We start from the raw sequence: 18,302 nt of genomic DNA, 5'->3' as shown, positions 1-18,302 counted from the left end.
GTAAGGCTATCGGTCAGATAATTTTTCGGCTTTAGCCATTCATGCAGCAAGTCGGATGGATGGTTAGCTGACAGGTAAATCAATGGTTTTTTTGTGCACAGACAATCATTGAAGAAGACTTAATCACTTCTCCTGCCATTTCCTGATCTGGTTCGTTTTCTTCCAGTATATGCATTACCGAAAGACCGTTTGCCAGTAGCAAAGCCGTTAGTTCATCAGCACTATACATAGTAAAGCCGAATCTGGTAAACGGATATTGTTCCATTACAGACCTTGGCCTCAGCGCTATCAGCAATTGGGCAGTTGGTTTCATTACACGCTTTACTTCATTCAATACACTTGTTGGGTTATCCCAGAAATAGATGGTGTTTACGGTAAAAACCTTATCAAAGCTTTCAGCATCAAAAGGTAAATCGTTGGCGCTGGCTAATTTGAATGTCGCCTGCCCTTGGTTTATCAAAGTTTCATTGAGTTGTATAGCCCTTGTAACCATGGCTTCAGAGAAGTCGCAACCGGTGTAGACAATCGTGTGGTTATTTTTGAGTATTTCATTTACAAAAAAGCCGTTCCCCATGCCTATTTCAAGAACGGCATCGCCGGGAACCGCATTAAGGTTTTTCATGGCAAAGCGGTTCATCAGGGCATTACTCTGGTTCATTCTGTCGCCCATTTCATTGCCCATTTCGCCATGCGGCTGGCGCAGTTGGGCTGCTATTTCTTTCAGTAGTTCTTCGTTCATATCTGTTGTGCTGTTGTTATAAAGCTAAATTAATAAAAATTATGCCTACGCCATTGCACAGGTATTAAATATTCTAGATACTGGAAAGCGATGTTTGGCAAATTCAGAAAACCGTAATAGTTTTGGAGAGAATCCCGAAATAAAAAATTAGAAGACCTTGAAAGTAAGAATAGAAGCATTTCAATTGAAAGATTTACCTGCTTTAAGAGAATTATACCTGCAGGTACGAAAGGCTACCTTTACCTGGTTAAATACCAGCCATTATCATTTAGAATCTTACGACACCGATACCCAGGGCGAATACACCCTTGTTGCATTTATTGGTGACGTAATTGTTGGGTTTATTTCTGCCTATGAACCAGATAACTTTATACACCATATTTATGTGCATTTGTCATATCAGAAAATGGGAGTTGGAAAATTGATGGTTGATGCCATGCTTCAGCAATTAAAGACCCCAATTACGTTGAAATGCCTGCAGGCCAACCAGGCGGCTATTGCATTCTATAAAAAATGTGGTTTTGTACAGAAAAAGAAAGGAATATCGGTGGAAGGAATTTATATAATTTTTGAGTACCGCTGAGTATTGGTTTTAACAATCACCAGCATAGTGCTTTTGGTAGACCCGGGTTATTGTTTCTTAGCGCAAGGCAAGGGGTTTAAGTTATTACTGAATTGGGTTTGCCCCTTGCATTGCGCGATGGTGTTTTTTGAATATGCTTATTTAAAACGATGCTTAGCCCCTCCAGGCACCCAGAATAAGGCCGGCCAGGGTGTAGTAAACAGTTATGTAGCCACCATTAATGAGGATGTATTTAAGCGAACGTAGTTCGAACAAAGCAACAATTGTAAAAATGGCACTACAGAAACCAAAACCGGTTAAAAAGCCTGCTGTAGCGCCCCATGCCATATCGGTTTTGTCGTCTCCCAGAAAAAACGCCAGATTATAGCTCGTTATCAGCGCCAGCACAAAAGTAATACCGAAAGTTTTTGCCGGATTGTTAGCTCTCAGTTGCTCATCTGTCAGATTATTAGCTGTTTTCCACCCGTTTAGAAACATAAGTGGTGAATACCATAAGGCGCCCAAGGCAAGGCTTAAGACAGCACAAGCCAGCACTGCCCAGTGATTAAGGTAGATGTTTTCCATAGTAATTGAATTAAAAATAAACCAGATTTAAATTTTTAACTTTGGTTGTATGGAATATCACTTAAGAATACTGGTAAGGCCTTTGGCCTTCAAGGGTGTGGTTATACGAAACGTATTCGGGGTAATTACTCAATGTGGTGTCTGAATCTAGTGTGGATTTGACAATCGGCCCAGTGTGGAGGTCGAAAGTTAAAAGCTCACGGCTATAGGTGAAGCTCTTTTCAAGATGATTATCAAAATCAGTGCTAATTTGAATTTTAAAAATCATATAAGTTCTGGTTTGGCAACTATAACCAAAACTAATAAAAATTCATTGAGTTTATATCTTTCACCCTGAATTTTTGATTAAATGGTATATTCAAAAACAATTTTACTGGTTTAATCTGTTGTTTTTTTATGTTTGAGACTGCTTATTTTTTTTAACGAATTTTAATGCAGGTAGTAATTTACTTTTTTTACCGTGGGCTGTCTAAAAGTTGTTTTCAATAATTCAGAACAAACAATTTATAAATTGATGAAAAGCCTATTGAACAAAGCCCTGCTGATCGGGATGATTGGGCTGGGCATCTCAGGTGCCAACGCACAGGTTATTACACATAAAGACCCTTCGGCCGATTTTAGTAAGTTCAGAACTTTTGCCTGGGTTGAGCCGGATATACGGACGAATAATCCATTATATAATAATGAACTGGTTAGCAAGAAAATTCAGACGGATGTTGACCAGGCTTTGCTAAGCAAAGGCTTGAGTATTGATACCAGCCAACCGGATTTGTTGTTGAGGTTTCATACGAATGCCGAGAAAGAAACCAACCGTGGCTTTAGTTATGGCGCAGCCTACCCAATGATAGGATACACCCGTATTGGCCGTTTCATTGTGCCATATAACATGGGGTATTGGGGTGGTGGGTATTCATCGCCATATACCTATACCGAGGGTACACTGGTAATTGATGCCATTGATGCCAAAACCAATAAGCTGGTATGGCAGGGTAGTATTTCGTCTGCTATCAATAACCAAAAACTTGACAGACAGATTGAAAAAGGAGTAGCCAAGATAATGAAGAAGTATCCGGTATCTTAAGTTATTTCTGCATTCAATGGGGTTAATTGGTTTTAAAGAGCGTGCTTTCGGGTGCGCTCTTTTTGGTTAATAATTTGTTGTAAGCCTTTAGCAAAACCCGTTGAAGCAGGGTTATAGGTTTAAGGGTTTGCCTCAGCAGCAAACAGAGCGTATGGGCAATTTATAAGTTTATGGCATTTGTTTTCTTACAAAAGCAACTATCTTTACCTGGGTATTCCATTTGTTTGGGTCAGAAACAGAATTGCGCACAGGCATTTGTTATCTGTTTTATTATTTAGCCGGTCTAATGTTTCAGTCTATTATCAAAGCAGTTTTCTTCGGGAACTATTTTTATGGCATTTGTGCAGTGGCATTGGCTATTGAGGCTTCTTTGCAGCAAAATTATTCTTTTAATCCACCAGTATTTTATGTTCTGGTTTTTACGGTTACTGTCTGGTTTTATACGCTGGCGTACATAAAAGACCCATCAATTAAGACGTCCAGAAACCCCAGAACCCGTTGGTTTATTCAGTACAGGGTTTACGTTCTTTATAGCCAGAGGTTGTGTCTGATAAGCAGTAGTATCATACTTCTGTTTTTTTTGTACAAATACAGGGTTGGCCTGACGGGCATCAGCAAAGGGCAACTATGGCCATTGCTGCTTACGCCTCTGGCCGCGCTGCTTTATTATGGTTTAAGTTTCTTGGGTAGTTTTAATCTTAGAAGAATAGGGTGGCTGAAGCCATTTATCATAGGCTTTACCTGGGCGGGTTTAATAACCCTTACCCCTGTGGTATTTTACCATATTTCGCATCAGACCAACCAAAGCATGAGCCCCACCGGTTGGTGGCTTTTTCTAAAAAACTTCATGTTTGTTTCAGTGCTTTGTATCATGTTCGATATCAAAGACTATGCTTCTGATGCCAATCACAATATCAAAACCTTTGTAGTGGCCAAAGGGCTACGGTTTACCATTTTCAGTATCATTGTGCCGCTTACATTGGCTGGCATGGCCAGTTTTCTTGCATTTGCAATTTATAATGGGTTTTCTGTTACCCGTTTGCTTTTTAATTTGATTCCGTTTCTGGCTATGATTCTGGTGGCTTATGCGCTCAAACAGCGAAGAACCATCTTTTTTTATCTTACAGTTATTGATGGGCTTATGTTTTTAAAAGCCTTGTGCGGAATTTTAGCCTATTATTTTGATAGTACACACCTAAGATAAGAGAGATTGGCCGGTTTTAGCTTTGTGCGTATATATACTTTTGAAGTGCAGGCCATATTATTTTGTTGTAAAGAAATACAGCATGCATTGAGCTGCGTATAACAGGTAAAAATACAACGCACTGGTTTTAAGCCTTTTGCAGATGCCTGAAGACAGAGTACTGCCAGCGAGCAGGATTAAAATGCTAGAAATTTATGATTAAACTATTGTAACAGAGCGCCCTTGGCCGTATATTTGTATCGACATTAATGCCCTGACCTAAACTGAAAAAAATTAACATATAAGAATGAATATACGTTTCTTTTGTGCGTATAATCTTGCTAAAATACCATTCCAGGCACCCCTGCACGGGTGAATCATGGAATGGTATTTTTTGTTAAAATGCTGATTTGCAGTGTTTTATGTTTTTATTTAAAATTATTCTAAATTACTGCAAAAAATAAAAAAAGTTAAAAAAGCTATTTGATTGAAAACATTACTGGCGTAGTTTTGCAGTCAGAAAATTAGGTTATACTACTTACTTATAATATGATTCGTAATTTTTATAAATCACTTTTAGCTCTTGCTGTTGTTGTTACCATTTCTTTCAGCAACGCATTTGCACAAGATTCAACAGCTACCGCAGCAGCACCTGCAGGGGGAGGAGACACAGCACTTGGAGAGAAATTATTCAAAGAAAACTGTGCGCAGTGTCATGCTCCGACGAGTGAGCAAGTAGTAGGGCCTGGTCTGGCCGGTGTAGAAACCCGCAGAGACTTTGCCTGGCTTAAAAAATGGATTAACAACCCAATGGGTGTTATTGCAAGCGGCGACAAGTATGCAAACGAGCTTTTCGTAAAGTTTAACAAAACTCCTATGACAGCCTTCCCGTCGTTTACTGACGAGCAGGTTCGCGCCATACTTGATTACGTTAAAGTTGCTTCTGCTCCGGCGGCTCCTACGGCAGGTCCTGGTGATGGTACAACTACCTCTGCTACTGCCGCTGATACCGGAAGCGGCAAGTTTGTAACCGTAATTATGATTGCCCTTCTGGTAATCATGGGTCTTGTATTGGTTGCTTTGTTGGGTATTCTTCAGTTGTTAAATAAACTTACTGGTTCAACAGAAGGCACTGAAGGTTCTGCGGTGTCAGCGGGTGAGAAAATTCAATTGAGCATTAAGCAGATTGTTTCTAACAAAACGGTTCGTTCAGCCATTATCTGGGTGTTTGTATTACTGGCTACCAAAGCTACCTTTGACGGTTTGTATGGTATAGGCGTTCATCAGGGCTATGCTCCTAAACAACCTATTTCATTTTCTCATAAGCTACATGCCGGTGAAATGAAAATCAACTGTGCTTATTGCCACACAGGTGTATACAAAGGAAAACAATCTGGTATTCCTTCCGCTAACATCTGTATGAACTGCCATAACACAATCAAACGTGAGTCGCCTGAAATCCAGAAGATTTACACGGCAATTGAAACCAACAAACCAATTGAATGGGTTCGTGTACATAATTTGCCAGACCTTGCTTATTTCAACCACGCTCAACACACAAATGTGGGCGGTCTTGATTGCAACAACTGTCATGGTGATATAGCCAAAATGGAAGTAGTGCAACAACGTTCCACACTTACAATGGGCTGGTGTGTTGATTGTCACCGTAAAACTGAGGTAAATGGTAAAGATAACGCTTATTATGATAAGCTAATGGAAGCCCACAATGCCGCAAGTAACGGTACAATGAAAGTTTCTGATATCGGTGGTTTAGAGTGTGCAAGATGCCACTATTAATCTGTAAACCGAATACGTAAAGTTTTAGAATAAATTAATCAAAGATATTAAGTCCCTTTAACAAGGATTTAACATATAAATACTTAAATCAGCATTTTTGCTCATGGAGAATACTAATAAAAGGTATTGGAAAGGGGTTGAAGAATTAAAGAACGATATTGAGTTCGTTAAAAACGCCAATCGTGAATTTAATTTAGACGATATTGACACGGTTGAACCTACTCACCGCCGTGATTTCCTGAAAGTATTAGGTTTTGGATTGGCTGCGGTTTCGCTGGCTGCCTGTGATGCACCTGTTCGCAAAGCTATTCCTTATCTGAACAAACCTGAAGATGTTGAGCCGGGTATTCCTAACTGGTATGCCTCAACTTACGCTGAAGGTGGCGACTACTCAAGCATCCTTGTTAAAACCCGTGAGGGACGTCCTGTTAAAATTGAAGGTAACAAGATGTCGAGCCTTACCAAAGGCGGAGTAAGCGCACGTGTACACGCTTCAGTATTGAGTCTTTATGATAACGAAAAACTGAAAGCCCCTAAAAAAGGCACCTCAGACATATCTTGGGAAGACCTGGATAAAGAGGTGGTTGCCGGGCTTTCAAAAGGAGGTAATATCAGAATTGTTTCCAATACAATACTTTCTCCAACTTTCAAGAAAGTAATTGCTGATTTTGTTGCCAAATACCCTACAGCTAAGCATGTAACATACGATGCTAATTCAGCATCAGGCCTGATACAAGCCAATGCCGAATCATTCGGACAGGCAGTTGTGCCAAGCTACGATTTCAGTAAGGCAAAGGTAATGGTAGGTATCAATGCTGACTTCCTGGGAACATGGATTTCACCAGATATTTTTGCTACTCAATGGGCTCAAAATCGCCGTTTAATTAGTGGCAAGGGTGGTAAAAACGATATGTCGCGTCATTATCAGTTTGAAACCGGTATGACGATTACAGGTGCATCTGCTGATTATCGCTCAATGATTAAACCTTCACAAGAGGGAGCGGTAGCAATTGCACTATATAATAAAGTAGCAGCTGCTTTAGGTGGCGCCACCATTTCAGGTGCTGCCATTGAAGTTCAGAACCTCGACAAATGTGCTAAAGATTTGGTTGCTGCCAAAGGTTCGGCATTGGTAGTGTCTGGTTCAAATAATCCGGCAGTTCAAACGGTAATAAATGCTCTGAATAGCCTGCTTGGTAGCTACGGAACAACCATTGATTTGAGCAATCCGGTTTATTTCCGTCAGGGTAATGATACTGAAATGAATGCCTTCATCAACGAAGTGAAAGGTGGCCAGGTAAGTTCAGTATTGTTCCTGTCAAATCCTGTTTATGACCATATCAGAGGTGCTGAGTTAGGTGAAGCGCTTAGCAAGGTAGCCACATCGGTTTCTTTTGCAGCTAATGCCGACGAAACAGCCTCTAGATGTAAATATATTGCTCCGGCTCCACATTATCTTGAGTCATGGGGTGATGCTGAACCAAAGAAAGGTTTCTACTCTTTAATTCAGCCAACTATCTCTCTTATATTTAATACCCGTCAGGCTGAATCAAGCTTATTGATTTGGGCTGGTGCTTCGGGTGATTATCAGGCTTATCTGAAATCAAACTGGACCAAAAATATATTAAGTGGTAAGTCTTGGGTGCAGGCATTGCATGACGGCGTTTATGAGCCCGGTGCTGGAGCTGTAGCATCTGCCGCTTCTTTTGGCGGTAACCTGGCCGGTGCAGCTACTGCTATAGCTGGTATAAAAGGTGCTGGTATTGAGCTTTCAGCGTTTGAGTCCATTGCCATAGGTACGGGTAATCAGGCAAATAACCCCTGGCTTCAGGAAATGCCCGATCCAATCTCTAAAGTTACCTGGGAAAACACCATTGCAATTTCGCAAAAAACGGCCAAAGAAGCAGGTATTGATCAGGGAGACTGGGCTAAATTAACTGTAGGTGGTAAAACAATAGAACTACCAGTGTTGATTCAACCGGGTCAGGCGCATGGAACCGTTTCTGTAGCAATAGGCTATGGTCGTACAGCAGCAGGGAAGGCTGGTAACGTAGGTGCCAATGTTTTTCCATTAGTATCCAACGGTCAATACTGGGCTGGTGATGTTAAATTAGAAAAAACCAAGAGCGGATATACCCTGGCACAGACACAAACGCACAACACCGTAATGGGTCGTGAGTCTATAATTCAGGAGTCTGTTCTAAGTGAATATGTTAAGAATGTTAAAGCAGGCCGTTTTGAGCCTACTTTGCAGACTTCAGATGGTATCAAGAAAACCAACCAGATTACCCTCTGGAATGGTCATGAAAAGAAAAACCATAGCTGGGGAATGGTCATTGACCTGAACCTTTGCCACGGTTGCGGTTCATGTCTTGTAAGTTGCCAGGCAGAAAACAACATTCCGGTGGTAGGTAAGGCAGAAGTTGCCCGTGCCAGAGAAATGCACTGGATTCGTCTGGATCGCTATTATAGTTCAGATGCACCACATGAAGAAGGGTATAGCCCAAGTGGTTTCAGAGCAATGGAAATTGCTTCTGATAATCCGGAGGTTGTATTCCAGCCGATGACTTGTCAGCACTGTTCTAATGCTCCTTGTGAAACTGTTTGCCCGGTATTGGCAACAACCCACAGCTCTGAAGGTCTAAACCAAATGACTTATAACCGTTGTATCGGTACTCGTTATTGTGCCAACAACTGTCCGTATAAAGTTCGTCGTTTCAACTGGTTTAAATACTTTGAAAATGACAATTTTGATTACAACATGAACAACGACCTGGGTCGTATGGTATTAAACCCAGACGTAACTGTTCGTTCAAGAGGTGTAATCGAGAAGTGTTCAATGTGTGTGCAACGTATTCAGGCTGGTAAGCTGGTAGCCAAAAAAGAAAAACGTCGTCCGGTTGATGGAGAAATCCAAACAGCTTGTTCGCAGTCTTGTCCTACTAATGCAATCGTGTTTGGAGATATGCTTGACCCAGAGTCTGCAATTTCAAAAGTACTGGCAGTAGAAAAAGAAGGGAGAGCATATCATGTACTTGAAGAGATTAACACGCAGCCGCAAATCAGTTATTTAACTAAAATCCGTAATAAAGATAAAGTTAAAGCTGCAGGAGTGAAAGAAGAAGCGGCACACGAAGCACATTCATAATTAAGACTTCTAAAGTCAATTTTTTAAGAATTTAGCATTTTCAATAAACAAAAAAAACTATGCACGTAGTTTCACCTATAAGAGAGAAGCTGGTATTGAGTGGTAAGTCTTACCATGATATAACAGAAGATATTTGTAAGCAGGTTGAAGGCGCCCCTACCAAAGAGTGGAAAGTAGCATTCGGAATATCAGTACTGGTATTATTGTATGGTACTGCATGGGTATTGTGGACCTGGTGGGAAGGTCTGGGAGTGTGGGGTTTAAATAAAACAGTAGGTTGGGCCTGGGATATCACCAACTTTGTATGGTGGGTAGGTATTGGTCACGCCGGTACACTTATCTCGGCGGTATTGTTATTGTTCCGTCAGAAGTGGAGAACCTCCATTAACCGTGCGGCAGAAGCGATGACCATCTTTGCCGTAATTTGTGCGGCTTCATTCATTGTAATGCACATGGGTCGCCCCTGGTTAGCTTATTTTGCATTACCATTACCAAATACTTTCGGTTCGTTATGGGTTAACTTTAACTCTCCTCTTGTTTGGGACGTTTTCGCTATCTCTACTTACTTCTCAGTATCATGTTTATTCTGGTACATTGGTATGATACCTGATTTGGCAACTATCCGTGACCGTGCCACTGGTGTTCGCAAAAAAGTGTATGGTGCATTGGCAATAGGCTGGACAGGCGGTGCTAAAAGTTGGGCGAGATATGAAGACGTATCGTTAATTCTTGCGGGTCTTTCTACTCCTCTGGTACTTTCAGTTCACACGATCGTATCTTTCGACTTTGCCACTTCGGTTATTCCTGGCTGGCATACAACCATCTTCCCTCCTTACTTTGTGGCAGGTGCTATTTTCTCAGGTTTCGCAATGGTTCAAAACCTGATGCTGGTTACGCGTGTTGTATATAAACTGGAAGATTACGTTACTCTTGAGCATATCTCGTTAATGAATAAAATTATAACCCTTACGGGTTCTGTTGTAGGTATTGCTTATATCACTGAGTTTTTCATTGCCGCCTACTCGGGTGTTGAGTATGAGAAATATGCATTTATTAACCGAGCTACGGGGCCGCTTTGGTGGTCTTACGCAGCCATGATGACTTGTAACGTTCTTTCTCCGCAGTTGTTTTGGTTTGAGAAAATCCGTAAGAATATCGTTATATCTTTCGTGATGGCGGTTGTGGTAAATATCGGTATGTGGTTTGAGCGTTTTGTAATTATCGTAACTTCTCTTCACAGAGATTACCTTCCATCAAGCTGGACATATTTTACCCCACGTATGGGAGATATTTCAGACTATATTTTCTCGTTCGGTTTCTTCTTTACTGCATTCTTCCTTTTTGCCAAATTCTTACCAGTTATCAATATGGCCGAGGTAAAATCAGTTTTGAAGTCATCTTCAGAAAAATATCCTGAAAAAGTAAAGAAACAAGCATAATTATTAGATTTAAGAAACCATTATCAGACAATGGCAGATAGCAAATATTTAGTTGGTGTTTTTGAAGACGAAGATGAGGTATTACACGCAGTGGGTTCAGTGAGACACAGCGGTGTTAAAATTCATGAAGTGTATACTCCTTTCGCTATCCACGGACTTGACCGTGCTTTAGGTTATGACCGCCCAAGAATGGGTGTAGCTGCATTCTTGTTTGGTATTACCGGAACGATATGCGCGCTTGTTTTAACCTTCTGGACAATGGGTATCGACTGGCCGATTAACGTGGGTGGTAAGAACTTCTTCCCATGGCCTACCAACGTACCTATCATGTTTGAGTTGACGGTACTTTTAGCTTCATTTGGTATGTCGTTTACTTTCTTTATTATGGAGGGTATGGGGCCAACCGCCAAACCAATCATCTTTGATGTAAGAAGTACTGATGATAAGTTTGTGATGGCAATTGATTTAGCTAAAAATAAACTATCAGAAGGCGAGATAACTGATATTTTAAAGAAGTCAGGTGCCGCTGAGGTAAATGTGAAAGAGGCATAAAATCAGAAAACAATGAACCGCCTCAGGGTTGTTCAATACAATTTACAAACAGAACATTGACGGGTATCCGGTTACGGGCTCAGATAGTTATACATTAATTTGTTTTCAAATGAAATTTTCAGTCAGAAATATCACGCTTGCAGTAGCAGTTGCATCTTTCTCATCAGTTGTTTTATCATCATGTAAAGATAATAACAGCACCGGTTGGGAGTTTGCACCTAACATGTACAATTCTCGTGCTTACGAGCCCTTGACACAATGGCGTGAGAATACTATAAATGTGGATGGAAAAAACATGAGGTCGCCTGTGGCGGGTACTATTCCTCGCTCAAACTATCATACCTCTTTTATGCTGGATGATAGCACCAAAATAAATGACCTGATGATTTATAATCTGCCTAAAGACAGTATTGCAGTTGCAGAGGTAACCTTGAAGAACCCTATTCCGTGGTCTGAAGCCGCAGAAGAAGAAGGTAAGGTTTTATACGAAAGAAACTGTGCGCACTGCCATGGAGATGGCGGGGCAGGTGACGGCCCTGTAGGTAAAGTTTATAAAGGGGTACCGAATTATGCCAGTGATGCTTACAAGAATATGAACGACGGACATATTTTCCATGTAATTACTTATGGAAAAGGCAGAATGTGGCCTCATGCTTCTCAGGTTAATCCTGAAGAACGCTGGAAAATTGTACACTACGTTCACAGATTACAATTAGGAAATTAATAACTCACCCCCATCCCTAAAGGGGCGTGTTAGAAATATTAATATGATTACCCCTCTTTAGGGGAGGGGTTCAAATTTCAAGAATAATGGCTCATAATACTCACGAAATTCCTTCAACAGAAGAAAGATTTGAGTTTACTTCCGGATTGAAAAGCAAGTTGTTGATTGCTGCAGCCTTAGGTGTTGTTTTGGTTGCGCTCGGAATGTTTCTTTTACACAAAGGCTGGTCAATCGGCGTTTGGGAGTCGCACGGCGCCGAGCATGGAGCCGCAGCAGCCCATGGCGGTGGTCACGGCGAGCATGGTGGTGGAGAGCATCATGGTGCTACTCTTATCAACCGTGTTATCGGAAACCTATGGATGAATAGTGTCTATTTTCTTGGAATTTCAGTAGTAGGTATGTTTTTTATTGCCTACAATTACGTTGCTAAAGCGGGTTGGTCTGTTTCTATCAAACGTGTAGCTGAAGCCTTCCCATCTTTCATTATAGTTCCGGGTATCATTCTTATTATTCTTTTTGCTATTCCTTCAACCCGCCACATGATTCTTCACTGGACTCACGAGGGTATTATGGATAAAGGAAGCGAGAATTATGACAAGATTATCGCAACCAAAGCATGGTATCTGAACACACCTTTTTATGCCATCCGTTTGATTGCCTATGTTGGTGTTTGGTACTTCTTATGGTTGCAGGTACGTAAGTTCTCTTTACTTGAAGACCAGGAAGCTGGTTTGGATAATTATTACAAAAGCCGTAATATTTCTAAAGTGTTCCTATTGTTCTTTGCTGTTACTTCATCTACCGCAGCCTGGGACTTATCAATGTCGATTGATACGCACTGGTTCTCAACTATGTTTGGTTGGTATCACCTTGCCAGCTGGCATGTGTCTGGTTTAGCAGCTATTATGTTTACCGTTCTGATTCTGAAAGATAAAGGATATATGAAGTATGTAAATGACAGCCATTTGCATGACCTTGGGAAGTTTATCTTCGGATTCTCGATTTTCTGGACATACGTTTGGTTCTCGCAGTATCTTTTGATTTTCTATGCTAACTTACCTGAAGAAACAATTTATTTCCGCGAACGTTTTACAGGGTATGACGGACGTTACTGGTGGCCATTCCACATTAACTTTGTGCTCAACTTCTTCTTCCCGATTCTTGTGCTGATGGCACGTGATTCTAAGAGAAGACCAACCTTCCTGAAACTTGCCTGTGGTGCTATTTTGATTGGTCACTGGTTTGACTTTTATCAGATGCACATGCCTGGTATTGCCAAAGACCAGGGTGGTATTGGTATCATTGAGTGGGGTACTACGCTTACTTTTGCTTCTTTGTTTATCTATTTTGTTGCAAATCAGTTGTCGAAAGCCAATCTTATTCCTCAGAAACATCCGTTTAAAGAGGAAGCTTTGCACCACGATATCTAATACAGAAAAGTTTTTTCAGGTACCGGTTTTTTCGATTAAATTTTAAAACATACAAGGATTAGGCACTTATAACTTGTAAATTTTTAGTAACATGACCTCATTAATTGTTATTTTAGCTGTTGTGTTTTTGGTACTAACCATTTTGGTTATTTCCAAAACCCAAACTCTATTGAAAGGTGTAAAGGGAAAGACGGAGGAAGAAAATGACTCGGTGGTTGATGGTGCAAATAATTCTAATGCCATTGGTCTATTTATATTCTGGATTGTTAGTGTAATCGGAGTTGTATGGTCATTTAACTATGCCAAGAAAGATTTCCTGATGGCTTTTGGTGATATGCCTTCTGCCTCTTCTGTGCATGGAAAAGAAACCGATTACTGGTTCTGGTTTGGTATCACTGTTATTACATTGGCTTTCTTTTTGGTTAACTCTGTTCTTTTTTACTTCCCTTTAAAGTATCGTTATAAAAAAGATAGAAAGGCTTATTATTATCCTCATAATAATACCCTTGAAATTGTTTGGACTTTGATTCCTGCGATTGTGATGGCAGGTTTGGTTTTCACTGGCTTAAGAGCCTGGAACAGAATTATGTCTGATGCGCCTGAAGATGCAGAAGTAATTGAGATTGTAGGAAAACAGTTTTCATGGATGGTGCGTTATAGTGGTGTGGATGATGAAAAATTGGGTAACTATAACTACAAATTAATCAACGATTCGGAAGGTAATGAATTTGGAGTTGATTTCACCGACGAACATTCATTTGATGATTTTACAAGTAATACAGAACTACATATTCCAAAAGGAAAACCTGTATTGTTGAAGATCAGAGCAAGAGATGTGTTGCACAGTGTGTTTATTCCGCATATGCGTGTGAAGATGGATGCAGTGCCGGGTATGCCTACCAAGTTTTGGTTTGTTGCCGATAAAAGTACTGCTGATATGCGTGCTGAATTAGGTAATCCTGATTTTAAGTATGAGATTGCATGTACTGAGGTTTGTGGCCGTAGCCACTTTGCAATGAAGTTGAATCTTATTGTTGATGAGCAGGCAGATTATGAAAAATGGAAGAAAGAGCAAAAACCATTATTGTCTGTTAAACCTGAGTTTATTGACAAGGTTCCGGCCAATCTGAAAGCCAAAGCCTTGAAATATACTGGTGGTGAAGCGGCCGCATCTGATTCAACCACAACAGCAAAGCCATTAGCGGCTTCTATGTAATTCTTTATAACAACAGAAAATTCTTAAAATAGTAATAAATTATGGCAGCAGTAGCACACGCAGACGTACATGCCAATGACCATGACCACGCTCACGAACACCATGAGCAAAGTTTTATCAGAAAGTATATCTTTTCTGAAGACCATAAAGTAATTGCTAAACAATATTTGATTTCAGGTATTGTGTGGGCGCTGATTGGTGGTTTTCTGTCATTAGTATTTCGTCTTCAATTAGGTTATCCTGGTATTGACCTGGGTTGGTTAAAACCGATTCTGGGTGAGAGATGGTTTGATGATGCCGGAAAGCTTGACCCTAACTATTACATTGCGCTTGTAACAATGCACGGAACCATCATGGTATTCTTTGTATTAACTGCAGGTTTAAGTGGTACTTTCTCAAATTTCCTTATTCCACTTCAGATTGGAGCAAGAGATATGGCATCAGGTTTTATGAACATGTTGTCATACTGGTTCTTCTTCCTTTCAAGTGTTATTATGTTTGCATCATTGTTTGTGCAAGATGGTCCTGCCGGTGGCGGATGGGTTGTTTACCCGCCTCTAAGTGCATTATCTGGTGCTGCTCCTGGCTCAGGTACCGGTATGACACTATGGTTGGTAAGTATGGCCATATTTATTGTATCAAGTTTGTTGGGAAGTGTAAACTATGTAACTACCGTTATCAACCTTCGTACTAAAGGTATGACGTTTGATAAAATGCCGCTAACGATTTGGGCATTTACTTTTACTGCCATATTGGGTATTCTTTCTTTCCCGGTATTGTTGTCAGCAGCATTGTTATTGATTTTCGACCGTAGCTTTGGAACTAGTTTTTATTTGTCAGATATTTATATCAACGGGCAGGCATTACCTAACCAGGGTGGTAGCCCGATTTTGTTCCAGCACTTGTTCTGGTTCCTAGGTCACCCTGAGGTTTACATTGTGATCCTACCTGCTTTGGGTATGACCTCTGAAATCATTGCTACTAACTCAAGAAAACCGATTTTCGGTTACCGTGCTATGATCTTCTCAATGTTGGGTATTATGTTCCTGGCGTTTATTGTATGGGCTCACCATATGTTTATGTCTGGTATGAATCCTTTCCTTGGGTCGGTATTCATGTTGCTAACCCTAATTATTGCGGTACCTTCAGCGGTTAAGGCTTTTAACTATATTACTACCATGTGGAGAGGTAATATTGTATTTACGCCAGCGATGATGTTCTCAATTGGTCTTGTTTCATTCTTTGTATCCGGTGGTGTTACAGGTATTATTCTTGGTAATAGTGCTTTGGATATTCAATTGCATGATACCTACTTTGTGGTAGCTCACTTCCACCTTGTTATGGGTTCTGCTGCCTTCTTTGGTATGGTGGCTGGTGTTTACCACTGGTTCCCTAAGATGTTTGGTAGAATGATGAACTCAACTTTGGGTTATATTCACTTCTGGATAACATTTGCCGGAGTATATGTGGTTTTCTTCCCGCAACATTATCTGGGTATTGCTGGTTTCCCAAGACGTTATTACTCTTATACAGGTTTCGATTTTACATCTAAATATCAGGACTTAGCAGAGTTAAGTACCATTGCTGCCATTGTAGTTTTTGCAGCTAACTTAATTTTCTTGTTCAACTTCTTCTATTCAATGTTCTGGGGTAAGAAAGCAACTGCCAACCCTTGGCGTTCGAATACTTTGGAGTGGACAACACCTGTAGAGCCTGGCCATGGTAACTGGCCTGGTGAAATACCAACCGTATATCGTTGGCCTTATGATTACAGCAAGCCTGGTGCTGCTGAAGACTTTATCCCTCAGAATATTCCGTTCTCGGCTACTCCTGAATCAAATCTGGAGGAAGAGAATGAAGAGATTAAAATTGAGAAGGATATTGAAGGTATCAAATATGATTACAGTATTCCTGATTGATTTTCAGGTTATAATATAGACCGGTAGTTTTAGCAATAGAACTACCGGTTAAAGAAAAGCGTAGAGGTATGCAAGTTTTCAGGAGACTAGGTGTTTGGACAATCGGCGCAGTTTATGTGTTGATTCTGGTAGGGGGGATTGTTCGTGCTTCTGGCTCTGGTATGGGTTGCCCAGATTGGCCAAAGTGTTTTGGCAGTTGGGTTCCGCCTACTGAAGCTTCACAGCTTCCGCCAAATTATAAAGAGATTTTTGGTTCAAAACTTAAAGGTGAAGTTGAATTTAATGCCGTTAAAACCTGGGTTGAGTATGTAAATCGTTTGGTTGGTGTTACAATTGGTCTTTTAATATTTGCTACATTTATTTCTTCGCTTGTAGCCTTTAGAGTAAAGGATAGAGCAATTGTCTGGTTAAGTTTTCTGGCGTTTGTTCTGGTTGGTTTTGAAGGATGGCTGGGATCAATTGTTGTATCAACTGAATTGCATCCGGTAATTATTACCTTGCACATGTTGCTTTCAGTTGTTATTGTTTTTATTCTTTTGTACGCAGTTGCCCGTTCTTATACAAAATTGGTTATTGTTGAAGAGGTAAAGGATGGAGGGTCGTTGAGTTTTCTACTTACTGCCTTGATTCTGGTAACTACTGGTCAGGTTCTATTAGGTACACAGGTAAGAGAAACGATAGATCAGGTAGCGATACTAATGGGGGCTGACATGCGGTCTGAATGGGTTTCTAACTTGGGTGGTAAGTTTCAAATGCACAGATGGTTCTCAATTGTAGTTACAGTTTTGCATTTATTGTTTTACTATCGCTTAAAAAGAAATAGTAGTAGCAAAGGAATTATTAATCGTTTTTCGGTTGCTTTAATAGCCTTGTTAGGTGTAGAAATGTTATCAGGTTTGTTTTTAAATTATCTCGGTTTCCCGTATTTTGCCCAGCCTGTACATTTAACAGTAGCTATTCTGATGTTAGGGATACAATTTATTTTGTATCTTTTATTGAATAAGGAAAGAGTTTTTAGAGGAGTTCAGGAGTTCTATTTAAGAAATGAATCAATCCGTTAGTCAAAATATATTTGGTGTAAAATTAAAAGCTCTCTACGATATAACTAAGTTTCGGTTATCGGCGACAGTGGTTTTTTCTGGTGCTTTTGGTTTTATTTTGGGGGCCGACAAAGTTGATGCATTTAAGTTAGTTCTTTTCTGTATAGCTGCTTTTTCTACTACAGCAGCAGCGAACATTATTAATCAGATAATTGAAAAAGATCTGGATAAATTAATGAAGCGCACGCAAGACAGACCTTTACCCAGTGGGAGACTCTCTGTTAAGGAAGCGGCCTTTTTTGGTTGGGTATTGGCTGCAGTTGCTATGTATATTTTGTTTTATGAGTTCAATTTCAGAGCCGGTCTGGTAGCCTTATTATCAATGGTACTATATGGTTTTGTTTATACTCCTCTGAAACGTGTAGGCCCCATTGCAGTTGCAGTTGGTGCATTACCGGGGGCGTTTCCTCCGATGATTGGCTGGATAGCCGCCACTAACCATTTCGGAATGGAGCCTGGTATCTTATTTGCCATTCAGTTTTTCTGGCAGTTTCCGCACTTCTGGGCAATTGCCTGGGTGCTTGATGAAGATTATAATAAGGCAGGGTTTAAGTTGTTACCTTCTAGAGGAGGTCAAAACCTTAACTCGGCTATTCAGATTATGATTTATACCCTGTTTTTGTTGCCCTTATGTTGGGTTCCCTATTACATGGGTATTACAGGTATCAATTCGGCAGTAGTGGCCATGATTTTCGGGGTGTTGTTTCTGGCGCAGACGTTTCATTTAATGCGAAAAGTTGATCGTAAAGCAGCACTTCAATTAATGTTCGGGTCTTTTATTTATCTTCCTGTTGTGCAGATTGCATACCTTCTGGATAAACTTTAAG

The 18,302-nt window shown here is 40.5% G+C and carries 15 protein-coding genes; 13 read left to right on the top strand and 2 right to left on the bottom strand.

Annotated elements, in window-relative coordinates:
- Positions 1-79: 79 nt before the first annotated feature.
- A complete protein-coding gene (locus C0V77_RS00260) occupies positions 80-739 on the bottom strand; it encodes a class I SAM-dependent methyltransferase (RefSeq protein WP_101724311.1) in 660 nt (219 codons plus the stop codon).
- A gap of 157 nt (positions 740-896) precedes the next feature.
- On the opposite strand from C0V77_RS00260, the gene C0V77_RS00255 reads away from it, so the two are divergent.
- Positions 897-1,322, top strand: coding sequence for a GNAT family N-acetyltransferase (locus C0V77_RS00255; protein ID WP_216824385.1), 426 nt, complete (start codon positions 897-899; stop codon positions 1,320-1,322).
- A gap of 153 nt (positions 1,323-1,475) precedes the next feature.
- Here the strand turns inward: C0V77_RS00255 and C0V77_RS00250 are convergent, their stop codons facing one another.
- Positions 1,476-1,886, bottom strand: a complete 411-nt coding sequence (locus C0V77_RS00250; RefSeq protein ID WP_101724310.1) for a DUF1761 domain-containing protein — start codon at positions 1,884-1,886, stop codon at positions 1,476-1,478.
- Positions 1,887-2,400: 514 nt separating this feature from the next.
- On the opposite strand from C0V77_RS00250, the gene C0V77_RS00245 reads away from it, so the two are divergent.
- The 12 genes from C0V77_RS00245 to cyoE all read left to right on the top strand — a co-directional run bounded on the left by C0V77_RS00245 (position 2,401) and on the right by cyoE (position 18,301).
- Positions 2,401-2,967 (top strand): DUF4136 domain-containing protein, encoded by a 567-nt coding sequence (locus C0V77_RS00245; RefSeq protein WP_101724309.1) that lies wholly within the window; start codon positions 2,401-2,403, stop codon positions 2,965-2,967.
- A 286-nt stretch (positions 2,968-3,253) separates the two neighbouring features.
- Complete coding sequence (locus C0V77_RS00240; RefSeq protein WP_101724308.1) at positions 3,254-4,171, top strand: UbiA family prenyltransferase; 918 nt, start codon at positions 3,254-3,256, stop codon at positions 4,169-4,171.
- 528 nt (positions 4,172-4,699) lie between these two features.
- Complete coding sequence (locus tag C0V77_RS00235) at positions 4,700-5,947, top strand: c-type cytochrome (RefSeq protein WP_101724307.1); 1,248 nt, start codon at positions 4,700-4,702, stop codon at positions 5,945-5,947.
- A gap of 103 nt (positions 5,948-6,050) precedes the next feature.
- On the top strand, positions 6,051-9,095 hold the full coding sequence (locus C0V77_RS00230; RefSeq protein WP_101724306.1) for a TAT-variant-translocated molybdopterin oxidoreductase: 3,045 nt from the start codon (positions 6,051-6,053) through the stop codon (positions 9,093-9,095).
- Positions 9,096-9,154: 59 nt separating this feature from the next.
- Entirely contained in the window at positions 9,155-10,534 is a 1,380-nt protein-coding gene (gene nrfD, locus C0V77_RS00225) for an NrfD/PsrC family molybdoenzyme membrane anchor subunit (protein WP_101724305.1), read from the top strand.
- A 30-nt stretch (positions 10,535-10,564) separates the two neighbouring features.
- Positions 10,565-11,086 (top strand): DUF3341 domain-containing protein, encoded by a 522-nt coding sequence (locus C0V77_RS00220; protein WP_101724304.1) that lies wholly within the window; start codon positions 10,565-10,567, stop codon positions 11,084-11,086.
- Between the two features lie 109 nt (positions 11,087-11,195).
- Complete coding sequence (locus tag C0V77_RS00215) at positions 11,196-11,810, top strand: cytochrome c (protein WP_101724303.1); 615 nt, start codon at positions 11,196-11,198, stop codon at positions 11,808-11,810.
- Positions 11,811-11,896: 86 nt separating this feature from the next.
- Positions 11,897-13,240 (top strand): quinol:cytochrome C oxidoreductase, encoded by a 1,344-nt coding sequence (locus C0V77_RS00210; protein ID WP_101724302.1) that lies wholly within the window; start codon positions 11,897-11,899, stop codon positions 13,238-13,240.
- A 91-nt stretch (positions 13,241-13,331) separates the two neighbouring features.
- Positions 13,332-14,456, top strand: a complete 1,125-nt coding sequence (locus C0V77_RS00205; RefSeq protein ID WP_101724301.1) for a cytochrome c oxidase subunit II — start codon at positions 13,332-13,334, stop codon at positions 14,454-14,456.
- 41 nt (positions 14,457-14,497) lie between these two features.
- Entirely contained in the window at positions 14,498-16,375 is a 1,878-nt protein-coding gene (locus C0V77_RS00200) for a cbb3-type cytochrome c oxidase subunit I (RefSeq protein WP_101724300.1), read from the top strand.
- A 68-nt stretch (positions 16,376-16,443) separates the two neighbouring features.
- The gene (locus tag C0V77_RS00195; protein ID WP_101724299.1) at positions 16,444-17,436 is read left to right on the top strand and encodes a heme A synthase; all 993 of its coding nucleotides are present in this window, start codon (positions 16,444-16,446) and stop codon (positions 17,434-17,436) included.
- On the top strand, positions 17,420-18,301 hold the full coding sequence (gene cyoE / locus C0V77_RS00190; protein ID WP_101724298.1) for a heme o synthase: 882 nt from the start codon (positions 17,420-17,422) through the stop codon (positions 18,299-18,301). Before C0V77_RS00195 ends, cyoE begins: the two co-directional genes overlap by 17 nt.
- The last annotated feature ends 1 nt before the right edge of the window (position 18,302 follow it).

The sequence above is a fragment of the Emticicia sp. TH156 genome (genome assembly GCF_002855535.1).
Lineage (GTDB): Bacteria > Bacteroidota > Bacteroidia > Cytophagales > Spirosomataceae > Emticicia > Emticicia fluvialis.
This window is presented reverse-complemented; position numbering and strand designations above follow the sequence as displayed.